The 18,039-nt window shown below is 33.9% G+C and carries 17 protein-coding genes; 3 read left to right on the top strand and 14 right to left on the bottom strand.

From position 1 onward, the window contains the following. Positions 1 to 42 precede the first annotated feature (42 nt). The 12 genes from ftsA to mraZ all read right to left on the bottom strand — a co-directional run bounded on the left by ftsA (position 43) and on the right by mraZ (position 14,022). Complete coding sequence (ftsA, locus tag DMB65_RS09065; RefSeq protein WP_110306330.1) at positions 43 to 1,452, bottom strand: cell division protein FtsA; 1,410 nt, start codon at positions 1,450 to 1,452, stop codon at positions 43 to 45. Positions 1,453 to 1,458: 6 nt separating this feature from the next. Beyond that, the gene (locus DMB65_RS09060) at positions 1,459 to 2,181 is read right to left on the bottom strand and encodes a cell division protein FtsQ/DivIB (RefSeq protein WP_110306329.1); all 723 of its coding nucleotides are present in this window, start codon (positions 2,179 to 2,181) and stop codon (positions 1,459 to 1,461) included. Then, complete coding sequence (gene murC / locus DMB65_RS09055) at positions 2,168 to 3,517, bottom strand: UDP-N-acetylmuramate--L-alanine ligase (RefSeq protein WP_110306328.1); 1,350 nt, start codon at positions 3,515 to 3,517, stop codon at positions 2,168 to 2,170. Before murC ends, DMB65_RS09060 begins: the two co-directional genes overlap by 14 nt. 145 nt (positions 3,518 to 3,662) lie before the next feature. Then, positions 3,663 to 4,748, bottom strand: coding sequence for an undecaprenyldiphospho-muramoylpentapeptide beta-N-acetylglucosaminyltransferase (gene murG / locus DMB65_RS09050; protein ID WP_110306327.1), 1,086 nt, complete (start codon positions 4,746 to 4,748; stop codon positions 3,663 to 3,665). Positions 4,749 to 4,792: 44 nt separating this feature from the next. Continuing rightward, entirely contained in the window at positions 4,793 to 6,103 is a 1,311-nt protein-coding gene (locus DMB65_RS09045) for an FtsW/RodA/SpoVE family cell cycle protein (RefSeq protein ID WP_110306326.1), read from the bottom strand. A 79-nt stretch (positions 6,104 to 6,182) separates the two neighbouring features. After that, the gene (gene murD, locus DMB65_RS09040) at positions 6,183 to 7,517 is read right to left on the bottom strand and encodes a UDP-N-acetylmuramoyl-L-alanine--D-glutamate ligase (RefSeq protein ID WP_110306325.1); all 1,335 of its coding nucleotides are present in this window, start codon (positions 7,515 to 7,517) and stop codon (positions 6,183 to 6,185) included. After that, positions 7,518 to 8,750 (bottom strand): phospho-N-acetylmuramoyl-pentapeptide-transferase, encoded by a 1,233-nt coding sequence (gene mraY, locus DMB65_RS09035; protein WP_110306324.1) that lies wholly within the window; start codon positions 8,748 to 8,750, stop codon positions 7,518 to 7,520. A gap of 92 nt (positions 8,751 to 8,842) precedes the next feature. After that, positions 8,843 to 10,306 (bottom strand): UDP-N-acetylmuramoyl-L-alanyl-D-glutamate--2,6-diaminopimelate ligase, encoded by a 1,464-nt coding sequence (locus tag DMB65_RS09030; RefSeq protein WP_110306323.1) that lies wholly within the window; start codon positions 10,304 to 10,306, stop codon positions 8,843 to 8,845. Continuing rightward, the gene (locus tag DMB65_RS09025) at positions 10,303 to 12,312 is read right to left on the bottom strand and encodes a penicillin-binding protein (protein WP_110306322.1); all 2,010 of its coding nucleotides are present in this window, start codon (positions 12,310 to 12,312) and stop codon (positions 10,303 to 10,305) included. Before DMB65_RS09025 ends, DMB65_RS09030 begins: the two co-directional genes overlap by 4 nt. Then, the gene (locus DMB65_RS09020; protein ID WP_110306321.1) at positions 12,303 to 12,650 is read right to left on the bottom strand and encodes an FtsL-like putative cell division protein; all 348 of its coding nucleotides are present in this window, start codon (positions 12,648 to 12,650) and stop codon (positions 12,303 to 12,305) included. Before DMB65_RS09020 ends, DMB65_RS09025 begins: the two co-directional genes overlap by 10 nt. 15 nt (positions 12,651 to 12,665) lie before the next feature. Further along, positions 12,666 to 13,574 carry a 16S rRNA (cytosine(1402)-N(4))-methyltransferase RsmH gene (rsmH, locus tag DMB65_RS09015; protein ID WP_196239570.1) on the bottom strand — a complete coding sequence of 303 codons (909 nt, stop codon included), beginning with the start codon at positions 13,572 to 13,574 and terminating at the stop codon, positions 12,666 to 12,668. Further along, positions 13,549 to 14,022, bottom strand: a complete 474-nt coding sequence (mraZ, locus tag DMB65_RS09010) for a division/cell wall cluster transcriptional repressor MraZ (protein WP_110306320.1) — start codon at positions 14,020 to 14,022, stop codon at positions 13,549 to 13,551. Before mraZ ends, rsmH begins: the two co-directional genes overlap by 26 nt. 377 nt (positions 14,023 to 14,399) lie before the next feature. On the opposite strand from mraZ, the gene DMB65_RS09005 reads away from it, so the two are divergent. The 3 genes from DMB65_RS09005 (at position 14,400) to DMB65_RS08995 (ending at position 16,615) form a co-directional block, all read left to right on the top strand. Then, entirely contained in the window at positions 14,400 to 15,173 is a 774-nt protein-coding gene (locus tag DMB65_RS09005; RefSeq protein WP_110306319.1) for an alpha/beta fold hydrolase, read from the top strand. Positions 15,174 to 15,207: 34 nt separating this feature from the next. Continuing rightward, the gene (gene yihA / locus DMB65_RS09000) at positions 15,208 to 15,828 is read left to right on the top strand and encodes a ribosome biogenesis GTP-binding protein YihA/YsxC (RefSeq protein WP_110306318.1); all 621 of its coding nucleotides are present in this window, start codon (positions 15,208 to 15,210) and stop codon (positions 15,826 to 15,828) included. A gap of 160 nt (positions 15,829 to 15,988) precedes the next feature. Continuing rightward, positions 15,989 to 16,615 carry a hypothetical protein gene (locus DMB65_RS08995; RefSeq protein WP_123955304.1) on the top strand — a complete coding sequence of 209 codons (627 nt, stop codon included), beginning with the start codon at positions 15,989 to 15,991 and terminating at the stop codon, positions 16,613 to 16,615. 43 nt (positions 16,616 to 16,658) lie between these two features. Here DMB65_RS08995 and gldC read toward each other — a convergent pair whose 3' ends face one another. Together gldC and gldB are read right to left on the bottom strand one after the other, a co-directional pair. After that, complete coding sequence (gldC, locus tag DMB65_RS08990; RefSeq protein ID WP_165834903.1) at positions 16,659 to 16,994, bottom strand: gliding motility protein GldC; 336 nt, start codon at positions 16,992 to 16,994, stop codon at positions 16,659 to 16,661. Beyond that, positions 16,994 to 17,950, bottom strand: coding sequence for a gliding motility lipoprotein GldB (gene gldB / locus DMB65_RS08985; protein ID WP_110306316.1), 957 nt, complete (start codon positions 17,948 to 17,950; stop codon positions 16,994 to 16,996). The genes gldC and gldB overlap by 1 nt, the downstream gene beginning before the upstream one ends. Between the last annotated feature and the right edge of the window lie 89 nt (positions 17,951 to 18,039).

Below are 18,039 nucleotides of genomic sequence, written 5' to 3'. Positions count from 1 at the left end.
CTTGACTTGGGGCCAATAGTAATTCCTTTTCTCTTATTTATTTTATTCTGCGTTGTCTAAAAAATCTTTAATTTTGTCGACATACCTGTCAAAAAATGATCTTCTTATTTTAGTTTCTGTGGATTCTTCAACAGCTGAGTTGTTTCTAACCTCTCTTGATTGCTCAATAGTCTCCACTCTTTCAACGTAGTTTTCTTCAACTTCGTATCGTTGCTGGGGTACTGGGGTAACATTTCTGTAAACAACCTTGGGCTGTTCATTTACAACTTCCATCCTCACAGCACTTTGAGAGCTGTTCTCAATACTGTTCATTACCAATCCGACAGCAGTTGCAAACAATGGGCTGGAAATTTCTTCGCTTGAGTTCCCTGCCAGATGCTCATTAGGATATCCAATTCTGGTATCCATACCCGTAATATATTCGACTAACTGCTTGATGTGTTTTAATTGTGCTCCACCACCTGTCAGAACAATTCCTGCTATTAATTTTTTACGTGGATCTTCATGTCCGTAAGCTTTGATTTCAGTAAAAACCTGTTCGATTATCTCTACCACACGGGCGTGAATAATTTTTGATAGATTTTTCAGCGAAATTTCTTTTGGTTCTCTTCCTCTCAAACCTGGAATAGAAACAATTTCGTTGTCTTTATTTTCTCCCGGCCATGCTGATCCGAATTTTATTTTTAAAAGTTCTGCCTGTTTTTCAATGATTGAACACCCTTCTTTAATATCCTCGGTAATTACATTTCCTCCAAAAGGAATTACAGCAGTATGACGAATGATCCCATCTTTAAAAATGGCTAAATCTGTTGTACCGCCTCCAATATCAATAAGGGCAACCCCGGCTTCTTTTTCTTCCTGACTCAAAACAGCATCTGCCGAAGCCAATGGCTCTAGTGTCAGTCCGGATAATTCTATTCCTGAACTCTGAATACATCTTCCTACATTTCTGATAGATGATGCCTGTCCAACTACTACGTGAAAGCTCGATTCTAATCTTCCGCCGTACATTCCGATTGGTTCTTTTATTTCAGACTGACCATCAATTTTAAATTCCTGTGGCAAAACATGAATAATTTCTTCCCCTGGTAACATGGCCAGCTTATTGACCTGATCAATCAAAAGCTGAATATCTTTTTCACCAATTACTTCTTCGGGATTATTGCGGCTTATGTAATCGGTATGCTGAATACTTCTGATGTGTTGTCCTGCAATACCGACAACCACGTCTTTAATTTTATAACCTGAGTTTGTTTCGGCTTCAAGAATAGCTTGCTGAATCGATTGGATCGTTTGTGTAATGTTGTTTACAACACCCCTTGCTACACCCAGACTTTTGGATTTACCAATACCCAAAATTTCTAATTTTCCATACTCATTCTTTTTGCCTATCATGGCAACTATTTTGGTTGTTCCAATATCTAGACCTACTGCAATATTATCTTTTTCCATTTTCTACTATTTTGTGCAAACTACTTGTTCCGTAAACCTGAGATCAATTTTATTATATTTATATAACGAACTGTCTAAAACAGCTTTTTGAAAAAAGGCTTTATAATTCCTGAATTTTTCATCCATATTCATCGTTCTTCCAAAATCAATGAAGTAATTATAATTTCTATTAAACATCTTTAAGCTACCATTAGGCATAATTTCTATTGCAATGATGTTTTTTTTCAAAAACGCATCGTCATAAATTGTGCGAAATAGGGCAGCTAAATCTTCGTTATTTTTTTTATTTATTGTCCCCGAAACAAGAGGAACCCGCGCCGTAAAATTGTCAGACAAAGGCATTTTATTTCCTTCATAATCAACATAGAAAGAGCTCACACCATCATAAACTCTTACTATTGGTGTTCTCTGTTTTACCTGCGCTTTGAGAACTCCATCGATACTTACAAAAACATCTGACTTTTCAATCATGTCGTGTGCATCGAGGATTTTTTCAATTTTGTTCAAATCTACTTCATCTTTTCGGATACTGGAAGCGTCTCTTTTATTTTCTATCAACAATTTATTAACCGTTTCCGGCTTCACAAAAAGCGTATTTTCTCCTACAAAAACAACCATAGCTTTTTTGAGTTTTCTATCTCCGTTTCGATGCTGGGCAAACGAATACAAAAAAAGAACAAGTCCAAAAATGAGAATCAATCGAATATTTGTCCAATTAAATATTTTCATTTAGTGTTTTTTTGATTGACGGAACCATTTCTCCAATATCACCAGCTCCGATGGTTACAATTATTGGCGCATCACTGGCTTTAATCTGCGCTAATAAATCATTTTTTGCAACAATTTTTTTGTTAGGATTTGTCATTTTTGTCATCAGCCATTCTGATGTAATTCCTTCCATCGGTAATTCGCGTGCTGGATAGATATCCATTAAAAACACTTCATCAAAAGCTGACAAACTTTCTGCAAATCCATCTGCAAAATCTCTTGTTCTGCTAAATAAATGCGGTTGAAAAACGGCTAATACTTTTCGTCCGGGATACAACTCTGTAACCGCCTGATGAACAGCATTTATTTCTGTTGGATGATGGGCATAATCATCTATATAAACTAATTTTTCTGTTTTTATCTGGTATGAAAAACGTCTTCTGATTCCGTTAAAAGAAGCAAGTGCTTTTGCAATAGCCTCTGTTGCAGTACCAAAAGTTTTTGACATCGCAATAGCCATTAAAGCATTCATTAAATTATGTTTTCCCGGAAGTCCAAAACGCAAATCCTTCATAATCTCTGATGGTGTCTTCACATCAAAAACATAGCTTCCTTCTTCAATTCGGATATTATACGCTTTATATACTGCATCTTCATTTATAGCACACTGCATTCCATCAAGAGGCAGCTGTTTTGTTATAAACAATTTATTTCTGTCTTCGACTTTTGAAGCAAATTCTATAAATGATGCTTCAATTGCATCACTTGTTCCGTAAATATCTAAATGATCTGCATCCATTGATGTAACACAGGCAATATTGGGATGCAAATGCAAAAATGACCTGTCAAATTCATCTGCTTCTACAACTGTTACGGTTTTTCCGCTTCCAATCAAATTAGAGTTATAATTCTCTACAATACCACCTACAAATGCCGTAACATCTGCTCCACTTTCATGCAGGATGTGACCTAAAATACTAGATGTTGTAGTTTTTCCATGTGTGCCTGCCACAGCAAAGCAAAATGTGTCTTTTGTGATAATCCCCAGAACTTCGGCGCGTTTTTTGACCTGATAATTTCTTTCGATGAAATAATTCCACTCTGAGTGTGTTATAGGAACGGCAGGTGTAAAAATCACTAAAGTATTTTCTACATAATAGTCGTTAGGAATTAGTCCTATATTATCTTCAAAATGAATATCAATACCGCTTTCGATTAATTCACTTGTAAGCATTGAAGGCGTTTTATCGTATCCTGAAACTTTTTTTCCGATATACTTGAAATAACGGGCCAAAGCACTCATACCGATTCCTCCGATACCTATAAAATAAACGTTTTGTATTTGATTTAAATTCATTTCAATTTTTAATTTTGAGCTATTTACACATTTATAAGAAATTAGTAATTAAGCTTTTGTGTGTTTTTATTTTAATAACTCAAAACACTTAAAAATAGCGTTCTGAATTCTTTATCGTGTTCTATAATTATCAATTAAAGTTATATTATAACAACTTTTTAATTTCGTCTACTATAACTTTCGTAGCATTTGGCTTAGCTAATTTTTTAATATTCTCGCTTAATTGATGCTGCTTCTCTGAGTCTTTCAATAAAGCTTCAAAAACAATACTAAATTCACTTTCTAATTCTGTTTCTTTTAATAAAATGGCTCCTTTTGCTTCTACAATTGCCTGAGCATTTTTGGTCTGATGATCTTCGGCCACATTTGGCGACGGAATGAAAATTACCGGTTTCCCCACAATGCATAATTCAGAAACTGAGGAAGCACCTGCACGCGAAATAATCAAATCTGACGCAGCATAAACAAAATCCATTCTTTCAATGAAATCAACCACTTTTACATTTGGCTGATTGTATTTTTTATAATCCTCAAAATATAGTTTTCCGCATTGCCAAATTACCTGTACCTCTTGCGAAACAAAATTCTGCAGTTCTTTCTCAATCAACTGATTGATTCTTCTGGCACCTAAACTTCCTCCCAGAACCAACAATGTTTTTTTATTTGGATCTAAGCCATAAAAAGTAATTGCTTCGCTTCTTTTACTATCTATATCAATTAAATCCTGGCGAACGGGATTTCCTGTCAAAATGATTTTTTCTTTTGGAAAAAATCTTTCTAAATTTTCATAAGCTACACAAATCGAATTTGCTTTTTTACTTAATAATTTATTGGTAATTCCCGGAAAAGAATTTTGTTCCTGAATAACGGTTGGAATTCCTACTGAACCGGCTGCCTGCAATAAAGGTCCACTGGCAAAACCACCAGTTCCGATTACTACATTCGGCTTAAACTGCTTAATAATTCTTCTTGACTCTAGCAAACTTGCTGCTAATTTTAAAGGAAACATTATATTTTGTAATGTTAACTTTCTTTGTAAACCGGCAATCCAAAGACCTTTTATTTCGTAACCAGCCTGAGGTACTTTTTGCATTTCCATTTTATCTTTGGCACCTACAAAAAGAAATTCAGCATCAGGAAATTGTAATTTCAACTCATTTGCAATCGCAATGGCAGGATAAATATGTCCTCCTGTCCCGCCACCGCTTAGTATGAATTTATATTGTGTCATATTTTTTTAAAGTATAGTGTTTAAAAACTATTCTCTTCTCAATTTTATTTATTTAATACTGCATTCATCGGATTTCCGGAATTATCTTCGATCGAATACATTCCCTCTTCTTTATATATTTCATCAGCAGGTAAATCTTCCTCTGATAATTCTTTATCAATTAGCCTTTGAAGTGCTTCTTTTCTTCTTTCTTTATCTTGTTGTTCTTCTGCAATTTCTTCTTCTTTTTTAGTCACACTGATAATAATTCCCAAAGAGAAACAAGTCATCCAGATAGAACTACCACCACTACTTATAAGCGGGAGCGTTTGTCCTGTTACCGGCAATAATTCAACAGCTACTGCCATATTAATCATTGCCTGAAATATCATTGGAAAACCAAGCCCTACGACCACTAATTTTCCAAAAAGTGTATTTGCTTTATGCGATGCAATTACAAATCTGAAAAGCAACAACAAATATAAAAGCAAGATTGAAACTCCTCCAACTAGTCCGTATTCTTCTACTACAATCGCATAAATAAAATCAGAAGATGATTGCGGTAGAAAGTTTTTCTGAACACTTTTCCCTGGACCTAAACCTCCTAATCTTCCCGATGCGATAGCAATTTTTGCTTTCTCAATTTGATAATCATCTTCATCAGGTTTGTCTGTGGTAAAATTCATAATACGGCTTTCCCAAGTTGATACCCTGCTGAAGAACCTTGAATCTGGAAATGCTTTTGCTACCAATAAGAAAAATATCAGCATTGCAACACCTGAACCAATAATGAAACCAATATATTTTAATGGATATTTACCAATAAAAGTCAGCATTATTACCATGGCGAAAATCAACGCTGTGGTCGAAAAGTTTGCCGGTAAAATAAGTGCCAGTGTTATAAAAACCGGCAACCAAAGCTGTATTAATGAAACCTGAAAAGGTTCATTGCTGTCTTTTGTTTTTGATAAATAACGTGCTACAAATATAAAAAGAACGATTGCTGCCAAAGTCGACGTCTGAAATGTAATACCAATAAAAGGCACCTGGATCCAACGACTTGCATTTGCACCGGCAATTACAGTTCCTTTTAACAATGTGTAAAGCAACAAAAACCAAACAACAGGCAAGGCAATTTTTGAAATGGCTCTAAAATAATGGTATGGCACTTTATGCACCCAATAGATAATCAAAAAACCAATACAAATATGGGCTAGATGTTTGACCAAATACCCTAAAGTATTTCCGGTTCCATGACCGATGTAAGCCAAATTACTACTCGCACTAAAAACAGGCATAAACGAAAACAGCGCTAATAAAGCCACGAATGACCATATTACTCTATCTCCTTTTAATTTGTTAACTAGCTCTTTCATAATCTTTAATTTCAAGTATTTCTTGTTTTAGGTTTCAAGTTCATCCTAACTTGAAACCTAAAACCTGGAACAAATTTTTTTACAAGTTGTGTACCGCTTGCTTAAACTGCTTTCCTCTGTCTTCGTAACTCTCGAATAAATCAAAACTTGCGCAGGCAGGAGATAATAATACCGTATCTCCTTTTTCAGTTAATCTTTGAGCTGTTTTCACAGCATCATTCATATTGTTTACCTCTACCATAATATCAACTACATCACCAAAAGCTTCGATAATTTTGCGATTATCAATCCCTAAGCAAATAATTGCTTTTACTTTTTCGCGAACCAATGACATTAATTCATTGTAATCATTTCCTTTATCAACACCACCCACAATCCAGACTGTTGGTACATTCATATTTTCTAAAGCAAAGAAAGTAGCATTTACATTTGTTGCTTTTGAGTCATTGATGTACTGTACATTTTGAATTTTTAAAACCTTTTCTAAGCGGTGTTCAACACCTTGAAAATTTGATAAACTTTCGCGAATTGTTGCATTTCTGATTTGCATCAATTTTGCTACAGAGCTTGCTGCCATTGCATTTTTAATATTATGTTTTCCTTCTAACGCAATGTATTCTGTTTCCATTGTAAACTCTTCCTGGTTGATCTTTATTTCCATTTTATTGTTATTTATAGAAGCTCCTTCGTCAAAACTTTTAGTCAGTGAAAAAGGAATTAATTTAGCTTTTGTTTTATTGTTTTTTAACCATTCTGTAGTTGCTTCATCATCGGCATCGTAAATCAGATAATCACTTTCTGTCTGATTCATTGTAATTCTGAACTTTGAATTAATATAATTCGCATATTTATAATCGTAACGATCTAAATGATCTGGACTTATATTGGTTATTATGGCAATATCCGGTCTGTACTCTATTATTCCATCGAGCTGAAAACTGCTTAATTCGAGCACGTAAGCATCATATTTATTTTCGGCAACCTGCCATGCAAAACTTTTTCCTATGTTGCCACCTAAACCAACATTTAATCCTGCTGATTTTAGCAAATGATGCGTTAACATTGTTGTCGTGGTTTTACCATTACTCCCTGTTATTCCGATTGTCAATGCTTCGGTGTAAGGCTTTGCAAACTCGATTTCTGATATTACTTTAATTCCGGCAGCGACGAGCTTTTTTACTATGGGAGATTTTTCTGGAATTCCCGGGCTTTTCATGACGACATCGGCATTCAAAATCAGATCTTCTGTGTGTTGCTCTTCTTCCCAGGCAATTCCATTAATTACAAGAACTTCTTTATAACTTTCCTTTATTTTCCCAAAATCAGATACAAAAACATCATATCCTTTTTTCTTTCCGAGTATTGCGGTTCCGACACCGCTTTCTCCTCCTCCTAATACTACCAATCTACTCATCTATCTCAATTTTAAAGTAACAATTGACAATATTGCCAGCATGACAGCTACGATCCAGAAACGCGTCACGATTTTACTTTCATGATATCCTTTTTTCTGATAATGATGATGCAAAGGCGACATCAGGAAAATTCTTCTGCCTTCTCCAAAACGCTTTTTAGTATATTTAAAATAAGCCACCTGAATAATTACTGAAGCGCTTTCTGCCAGGAAAATTCCACAAAACAAAACAATTAATATTTCTTTACGAACAGCAATTGCTAATACTGCTATAATCCCTCCAATGGTTAGACTTCCCGTATCTCCCATAAAAACAGATGCCGGATAAGAATTATACCAAAGAAAACCAATCAAAGCACCTACAAAAGCAGAAATAAAAACGGTCATTTCTCCTGAATTGGGGATATACATTATATTGAGGTAATTAGAAAAAATGATATTACCCGAAACAAACGTAAATATCCCAAGTGCCAAGACAGATATGGCCGAAGTTCCTGCTGCAAGACCATCTATCCCATCAGTCAAATTAGCTCCATTAGAAACTGCAGTAATAATAAAAATAACAACCGGAATAAAAATCAACCAGGCCCATTTTTCATAGCCTTCACCAGTCCACGCTAAAATTTCAGCATAATCAAACTCATTGTTTTTTACAAAAGGTATTGTAGTGGCAGTTGATTTTTCTTCAACAGGAGCCTGAAGAACAACAGTCGTGGTATTAGTGGCTTTGAAACTTTCACTATAACCAGTATCTGTTCTCACTGTAACAGCCGGATTAAAATAAAGAACGGATCCTACAATAATACCAAGACCAACCTGACCAATAACCTTGAATTTACCTTTAAGTCCTTCTTTATCCTTTTTGAATATTTTAATATAATCATCCACAAAACCTATTGTACCCATCCAAAGTGTTGTAACAATAAGTAATACAATATAAATATTATGCAAACGGGCAAATAACAAAACAGGTATTAGAGTAGCAAAAATGATGATCAATCCTCCCATTGTTGGAGTACCTGCTTTTTCATTTTGACCTGCTAGCCCTAACTCACGAACAGTTTCTCCTACTTGCTGGCGGCGTAAAAAGTTTATAATTCTTTTTCCGTAAATTGTTGACAAAAGCAACGAAAGCATAAAGGCCAAAGCTGATCTGAAAGTAATGTACTGAAATACTCCTGCTCCGGGAACATCCAATGTTTTGTTTAAATATTCAAATAAATAGTATAGCATATCTTATTTTTTTTATTCCAATTTCGAATTAAATTCCATTTCTAAAATCCTAACATGAGCTGTGGATTTTGGAATGTGCAATTTCTATTTTTTTATTTTTTTAGTTGTTCCAAAATTTCTTTTACCGTTTCCATGTCATCAAAATGGTGACGGACACCATTTATTTCCTGATAAGTTTCATGACCTTTACCTGCAATTAAAATAATATCGTTTGCTTGTGCTAATTGACAAGCCGTTTTTATTGCCTGCTTTCTATCTGTAATTCTCAGTATCTTTTTATAATTATGAGCTTCAATACCTTCTTCCATGTCATCTAAAATCACTTCAGGATCTTCATTTCTTGGATTATCAGCTGTCAAAATTGCTTTATCACTTAAATTTGCGGCAATTTGAGCCATGATTGGCCTTTTGGATTTATCCCTATTTCCTCCACAACCTACTACGGTAATTAATTGTTCATTTTTAGTTCTGATGTCATTAATTGTTTTTAAAACATTTTCCAAAGCATCGGGAGTATGTGCGTAATCAACAATTGCAGTAACATTGCTCTCTGATACGATATACTGAAACCGTCCGGAAACACTCTCTAAATCAGACAACAAGCGCAACGCTTCAAGACTATCCATACCCAATTCGATTGCCGTTCCATAAATAGCCAATATGTTATAAGCATTAAAAGTACCTATCAGTTTTACCCAAACTTCATTATCATTCACTTTTAATAATAAACCTGACAATTGACTTTCCAAAATCTGCGCTTTAAAATCGGCATATGTTTTTAAAGCATACGTAAATTTTCTTGCTACTGTGTTCTGCAGCATTACAGGTCCGTTTTTATCATCAATGTTTGATAAAGCAAAAGCTGTTTTTGGCAATGAATCAAAAAAAGATTTTTTAACGTCTCTATATTCTGCAAAAGTCGGATGATAATCCAAATGATCGTGAGAAAGGTTTGTAAAAATTCCACCTACAAAATGCAGGGCTTCCGTTCTTTTTTGATGAATTCCGTGCGAGCTTACTTCCATAAAGCAGTGTGTTACTCCGGCCTCAATCATTTCATTCAAATAATGATTAATAGTGATTGAATCCGGTGTTGTATGAGTTGCTTTATATTCTGATTCATCAACCATTATTTTGACTGTTGATAGTAAACCAACCTTAAAACCTGCTTTTTGAAACAATTGAAATAATAATGACGCAATAGTAGTTTTACCGTTTGTACCTGTAACACCTACTAGTTTTAATTTCTCAGAAGGATTTTCGAAGTAATTAGCTGCCATAAAAGCCAAAGCCGTATTGGTGTCTTTTACCTGAATGTATGTAATCCCTTTTTCAACATTTTCTGGTAACGCATCGCAAATAATAGCAGTTGCACCTGACTGAATTGCTTTTTCAATGTAGTCGTGACCATCTGAAAGAGTTCCGCGAATGGCTATAAAAACATCATTTTCCTTAATTTTTCTTGAATCAAAATCGATTTTTTGAATAGCAATATCTGTTGAACCTGTTACAGATTCAATAGCTAGTTTATATAATATGTCTTTTAGTATTTTCACGATAATTCTAATACTATAATTGTGTTTTTATTAAATCTTTGTCCAGGCTGTACAGACTGTTTTTTTACTTTTCCGATACCGATCACTTTTACTTTTAAATCCAGATTCTCTAGTAAGGCAATAGCATCCATTCCTGGCATTCCTTTTAAATTCGGAATCAGTTTTGTTTTTTTATTGGATTCTATATCAAACTTGTCATAACTGTATTCCTGTTTTGGAATTTTAGAATCCAAACGTTTAATTTTATTTGTTGAAGGCGCATCAGTAAAAATCTTTTGGGCTATTCTTTTAAAAACCGGCCCTGCAACATCAGCTCCGAAATAATTATTTTTTGATGTATTGGGTTTATGAACCACCACAATACAAGAGTACTTTGGGTGATCTGCCGGAAAATATCCAACGAAGGAAGATGCATAATATAAAGCTGATTTTCCTTCTTTTCCTCCATAGTTCATCTGAGCCGTTCCTGTTTTTCCTGCCATCGAAAAATCTTTCGAATACAACTTAGAACCTGTTCCTTTTTTAACCACATTCTGTAAAACAGCTTTTATTTTTTTTAGCGTTTCTTCCGAACACACTTTTGGGTTTATTATTTCTGTGTCAAACTTCTTGATTGTTTTATTCCACTCTTTAATTTCAGAAACAAATTGTGGTTTTACCATTACACCATTATTGGCAACCGAATTATAAAATGTCAAAGTCTGCATTGGGGTAACTGAAACATTATAACCAAAAGCCATCCACGGAAGTGTAGTTCCTGACCAGCTTTTATCTCCCGGATGCGGAATAACTGGCCTTCCCTCACCTTTAAAATGCAATCCTAAAGTTTTATCCAATCCCCAATTTCTAATATGATTTACAAATTTTGACGGATTACTTTTGTAATTATCATAAACCGCCTGCACCATAACTGTATTTGAAGAAAGTTCAAATCCACGTGCTAAAGAAACTTTTCCATAACCTCCATTGTGCGAATCACGAACGCTGCGACCGTAATATTTTACCACTCCGTTATGACTGTCAAAAACTGTGCTTGTATCTGCAACCTTATCTTCTAAAATCGCCATTAAATCAACTAATTTAAAAGTTGACCCCGGCTCGTGAGATTCAGCAACAGCATAATTGGTAGTTTCATAATAAGTCCCGTCTTCTGCTCTTCCTAAATTTGAAATCGCTTTTACATAACCTGTTTCGGTTTCCATCACAACTACACATCCGTGATCAGCTTCGTAATCCTGAAGCTGTTTCAATAAGGCGTGATGTGCAATATCCTGAATAAAAACATCAATTGTTGAAATTACATCGTAACCATCAATTGGATCAACTTCGTTTACATCACGAATTGGCTTCCATTGTCCTTTGGCAATTTTTTGTTTTAAAATTTTACCGTCTTTTCCGTTCAGATAACTTTTAAATGCCCACTCGATTCCTTTCCCAACCTCTACTCCCGTTGCAGGATCAATTCGGTCGTAGCCAATTGTTCTTTCAGCAATTTTCCCTATTGGATGTTTTCTAACTGTCTCCTGTTCAATAATAATTCCTCCTTTAAAAGCCCCTAAATTAAATAGCGGAAAGCCTTTAATTCTCATATAATCAGTATAACTTAAATTACGTGCAATCAAATAATACCGGTTTTTATTTTGCCTTGCTTTTCTTAGCTCATTTTGATAATAGCCACTTGGTCTGCCAAATACAATCGCTAAAGAATCTGAAAGAGGCTTTACATACTTTTCGAAGTTCTCTTCTTTTGGTGCTTTTGAATCGAAACGAATTTCATAATTAGGTATTGATGTTGCCAGTAAACTTCCATCAGCAGAGTAAATATTTCCTTTATTGGCCGGAATTACAAAATTTCTAACCGTTCGCTGTTTCGCCAGTTTTCTGTAATAATCTCCTTCTACCCATTGAATATTGGTCAACTTAACAACAATAGCAATTGCCATCAAAAAGATGAAAACTGCTACGAGATAAATTCTGTAGGATATATGTTTATCGTCTACTGCCATATTCTTTTAAAGAAACTTTTTTCTTCTTCTTTTTTAACTTCTATCTTTATCGGAGGAACAGTAGAGGGATAAATCTGTTTTTTAAGCATTTTATCCGATATAGTGGACTCCATTTTTAACTTCATCAATTCTGAACGTCGGTCTACAAATTCAGATCTCAATTCTTTTACTTCGTTGTTGAGTTTTGCAATTTCAAAAACCTTTTGTTCGTATCGTTGTGTATTTGCAATCATTATTATAGCAAGCAGAATGATAAAAACAATGAATCTCCAGTTTTTAATTGCATCATCGTTAATCAGAAACCTTGCTTTTAATATGCTAAATACGCCACTTTTCATTTTCTACCTATTATATTATATCTTTTCAGCTACCCTTAATTTTGCACTTCTAGCCCTGTTGTTTATTTTAATTTCTGCATCATCCGGAACAATCAATTTTCCGATGGTTTTAAACGGAACAGAAAAATTTCCAAAAAAATCACGTTCCGGCTCGCCTTCAAACATTCCGTTTTTAATGAATCTTTTTACTAGCCTGTCTTCTAAGGAATGATAGGATATTACAGAAAACCTTCCGCCCGGTTTTAAAATCTCTAATGATTGCTCAATAAATTCTTTTAAAACATCCATTTCCTGATTTACTTCAATCCGGATAGCCTGATAAATCTGAGCCAATATTTTATTTCGAACTCTTTCAGGTAAATATTTCGCTAAAACTTCTTTCAATTCATCAGTAGTTTTGATTGCATGATGCTCTCTGGCTTCTATAATTGTCCTAGACAATACAGGGGCATTTTTCAATTCTCCATAGTCCAGAAATACCCTTCTCAAATTGGCATCATCATATTCATTAACGACACGATACGCATTCAAATCATTTTTCTGACTCATCCTCATATCGAGTTCCGCATCAAACCTTGTCGAAAAACCTCTTTCCGGAACATCAAACTGATGCGATGAAACTCCTAAATCTGCCAAAATTCCGTCTACACTTTTTACACCATGAAAACGTAAAAATCTTTTTATAAACCTAAAGTTTTCATTGATCAAAGTAAATCTTTCATCCGGTAAAGCATTTGCAAGCGCGTCCTCATCCTGATCAAAAGCAAATAACTTTCCGTTTGGTCCTAATCGCTTCAAAATTTCTTTTGAATGACCTCCGCCACCAAACGTAACATCTACATATATTCCGTCAGGCTTAATATTTAAACCATCAACTGTTGGATGAAGTAAAACCGGATTATGATATTCCATTGTCGTCGTCATTAATATTTCCCATTACTTCTTCGGCTAAATCTGCAAAATCCATATCTTCGCCGCTTATTGATTTTTCATATAAATCCTTATCCCAAATCTCCACAATATTAACCGCAGATGAAAAAACCACATCTTTTGAAATACCTGAAAAAGAAACCAAATCTTTTGGAACTAACAATCTTCCCAATGCATCAATCTCTACTATTTTAACTCCTGCAGTAAATCTTCGGATAAAATCATTATTCTTTTTTACGAAACGATTCAGCTTGTTGATTTTTTGCATCATCAAATCCCACTCTTCCATTGGATACAACTCCAGACACGGTTGAAAAACAGAGCGCTTCAAAACAAATCCGTTTTGAAGAGATGAAGTCAATTGCTTTTTTAAAGGCGCTGGTATCATTAGCCTTCCTTTAGCATCGACTTTACACTCATATGTTCCTACAATAGTGTTCAAGAAAATCAATTAACATGTTATACAGCAAAAATATAAAAAATATTACCACATTTTACCACTATATACCACTTTGTTGATAAGTTTACCTACTTTCACACCTTATCACTTAATTAATGGACAATCAATACTTTACACATTAATCAGTTTGCAAATAAATTCAAGAAATATTTGTAAAAATTAAATAGTCTTTCTCTTAAAAAAACAATTATAATGCAATGATTTTAACATTTTCAAGATTCAACAAAAAGCACTCTAAAACCTGATTTTTAAACATTTATAAATTCTACTAAAATTATGTAGTTAAAAAATGACAGCAAAAATTCATTTTTATTTATTAAACCCTATATTTGTCCAAATTGAAATTGGTATTAAATTAAATGGACAAACACTACAAAAAAGAAGGCAAATACAGCTATTTTGAAGCTGGAGAAGGAACTCCTATCGTAATTCTTCACGGATTAATGGGAGGTCTAAGTAACTTTGACGGTGTAGCACAATATTTCCCAACCAAAGGTTACAAAGTTGTTATCCCGGATTTGCCAATATACACGCAGAGTATCCTAAAAACGAACGTAAAAAGCTTTGCTAAATACGTTAAAGATTTCATCAATTTTAAAGGTTTTGACAAAGTTATATTACTAGGAAATTCATTAGGGGGACATATCGCCCTTTACCACACTAAATTATATCCTGAAAAAGTAGCAGGACTTGTAATAACAGGAAGTTCAGGACTTTACGAAAGCGCAATGGGAGACAGCTACCCAAGAAGAGGCGATTATGAATACATCAAAAAGAAATCTGAAGATGTATTTTATGATCCAAAAATTGCCACTCCTGATCTTATTGATGAAGTATATGCAACAGCCAATGACCGCATCAAACTGATTAAAACATTAACGATTGCCAAGAGTGCAATTCGTCATAATATGGCCAAAGATTTACCAAAAATGACAGTAGAAACCTGTATCATTTGGGGCAAAAACGATTCTGTAACACCTCCAAATGTTGCCGAAGAGTTTGATAAATTATTACCTAATTCAACCCTGTACTGGATTGACAAATGCGGTCACGCTGCTATGATGGAACATCCTGAGGAATTTAATGAAATTCTAGAAGAATGGCTTACTAAAAAGAATTTTTCTAGTATCTAGACTTACGAATTTAGAAGTTTTAAAACTCAAAAACATGAAAATTACTACTGCCGAATTCATTGTCAGCAATTCTGAAGTTGCAAAATGCCCGCAGGAATTTTTACCTGAATATGCTTTTATAGGAAGATCTAATGTTGGAAAATCTTCTTTAATCAACATGCTAACTAATCATAAAAATTTAGCAAAAACATCAGGTCGCCCAGGAAAAACACAGCTAATCAATCATTTCAAGATTAACAACAATTGGTTTTTGGTCGATTTACCGGGTTATGGATATGCAAAAGTTTCTAAAAAAACCAAATCAGTTTTTCAGCAATTTATTACGGATTATTTTGAAACCAGAGAACAATTAGTTTGTGCTTTTGTTTTGATTGACATTCGACACGAGGCTCAAAAGATAGATATTGAATTTATGTCGTATATGGGTGAAAGCGAAATTCCGTTTTGTATTATATTCACCAAAGCTGATAAGATTAGTAAAGTAAAAACAGATTCGCATATTGCCGCTTACAAAAAACAGATGTTTGCCAATAACTGGGCCGAAATGCCTCAGTATTTTGTAACCTCATCTACAGAATCAACAGGAAAGCAAGAGCTATTATCTTATATTGACGAAGTGAATCAGGAGGTTTTCAAAAACAACTCAGGGTTTTAATTCTAAAAAGAAGAATGGTAAATTAAAATTCCATTTTAAATATCAACCTTGGAATTCTTTATTATTGGCAAATTCTTTGAATCTGATTTTTTATTTTAAAGAATAACCTTTAGGCATTATTTTTTTTAAATTATATTTGACCAAAATTAATGATTCTTTTATGAAGAAAAATATTTGTCTTTTACTTTTGTTACTTTTATCTTCCTGTAACGTCACTCACTACTTTTTACATAGTACAGACAATGTGAATAGTTTGGATTTTACTAAAGGTACATGGCTTATCGGCGATATCGAAGTTGATCAAAATACAAAAACAAAGCTGACTCATTATGTAATGGCTGACTTTTCAAAATACTTAGGAAGAAGAGTAAAGTATTCGATGGCCGAACGAAAATATTTCGCAACCAAGCAAGTCCCTTTAAAATTAGACAAATCAGCAATTTTAGAACTCAAAAAAGCAGCTGATTCTGATTATTATGTAAATATAAAATGTAAAAACGCAAAAAACGAGTTTAGTAATTTTGAATTTAAAAATCATTTTTACTATAAAAAACAAATGACATACGCCGAAATTATTTTAGAAGTATATGATTTGAATCGTGGCGAAATAATATACTGTAAAGCAGCCGGAGGATGTCTCGAAGAAGACCTTAGTATTACAAACCAACCCACATCTGTAGTGATAATGGGTTGCTACAGAAAAATTATAAATGATATCAAGAAAAACTCAATCAAACCTGTAAAACGCTTACCTACCTATCAGGAGAAAAAAAATTTCAAATCCTGAGTTAAATCATTAGGATTTGAAATTTGTATTTTATTGGAATTTACTATCTGGTTAATTCTAATTTTTCTGCAAAATAATCACAGAAATCTTTCATTGTGTCTGCCATTTTTTCATCATCTGTAGCGCGTTTAAAAGTATCCGACATTGCAACTAATGTTTGGTGAAAGAAAATTTTCATTTCATCTACCGGCATATCTTTTGTCCACAAATCAATTCGCATACTTTCTTTGGCTTTACTGTCCCATATAGAAAGCATAATTGCTTTTGCTTCTTCATCCTGAACCCCACCATCCTGAGCACTCCATGTTAATTTTTCAGGCACTCGGTTTTCGTCTAATTGTATATTGAATTTAATTTCTGAGTTTATTGTATCTGACATTATTTCTTAGGTTTGTATTTTGACTTTTCGAAAATTTCTTTAGCATTTGTTTTCAATAATTCTGGTAAAGTTACAGCATTATTTTTCATATACGAACGAACCATTTGCCAACCGATCCAAGCACCAACCCTTCCAGGTGAATCATTATCTATTTCCAGATAAAATTTAGAAAACGGAGCAGGAGCTATAAAACGACCAGTTAATTTAGGATCTACACTATATAACATTTCTTTTTCTATAAAATAACGCCACATATAGGCCTCATTTTCTTCACACCATTTTATTTGTTCTGGTGTGTAACCAATTTTGTCAGCATCTGTATATTCTGGCAAAAGCAAATCTTTGGCGTACAATTGTTTCCCCTCGAAAATCATTTGGGAAACCAGATTTTTATCATCGTAGGCAGGAATATTTCTATAAGCAAAACTCGAAACGACATCTGGCATAATTTGTCTTTCTTCAAAATTTTGTCTCATATAATTTGGAAATTGATAGAATTTGTGGTCTTTACCCAAATACAACTCCAAAGCAACTATAACCAGACTATCTGCATAAATAGCTTTGGCATTATAATCCATCTCTCCAATTACCGTAATAACTTTAGGTGTCTTTGTTTTAGGAAAATAATATTTTACATGTTGAAAGAGCTTGTTAAATTCCTGACGAACAGGCTCAAAATTGGAATATTTTTTCTGAACTTCAGTATAAACCTCTCTCCAGATAGGTTCCTGCATTTTTTGAAGCCAGACCGAATCATCATTTCCAGCCGGAAAAAAGAATGGGTACTGTTTTTTTACCTTTGCTAAATCTTCAGGTTTAGTTTCAAAAAAAACTTTATCAAAACGCTCTACCTTAATATCAACCGGAATTTCTTCAACTGCCTTTTCTATTTTGTTTTTTTGATCACATGATAAAAAAAACAGGGATAGAACCACTACAAAGCGACATATTTTCATTTTATTTTAATTAGATTTGTGTTACTTATCTTTAGTAAACATATACTTAAAAATATTTTTGCAAATATACATCCCTACACCTTAAAACT

It is taken from the genome of Flavobacterium cheongpyeongense (assembly GCF_003202435.1).
Taxonomy (GTDB): Bacteria; Bacteroidota; Bacteroidia; order Flavobacteriales; family Flavobacteriaceae; genus Flavobacterium; species Flavobacterium cheongpyeongense.
This window is presented reverse-complemented; position numbering and strand designations above follow the sequence as displayed.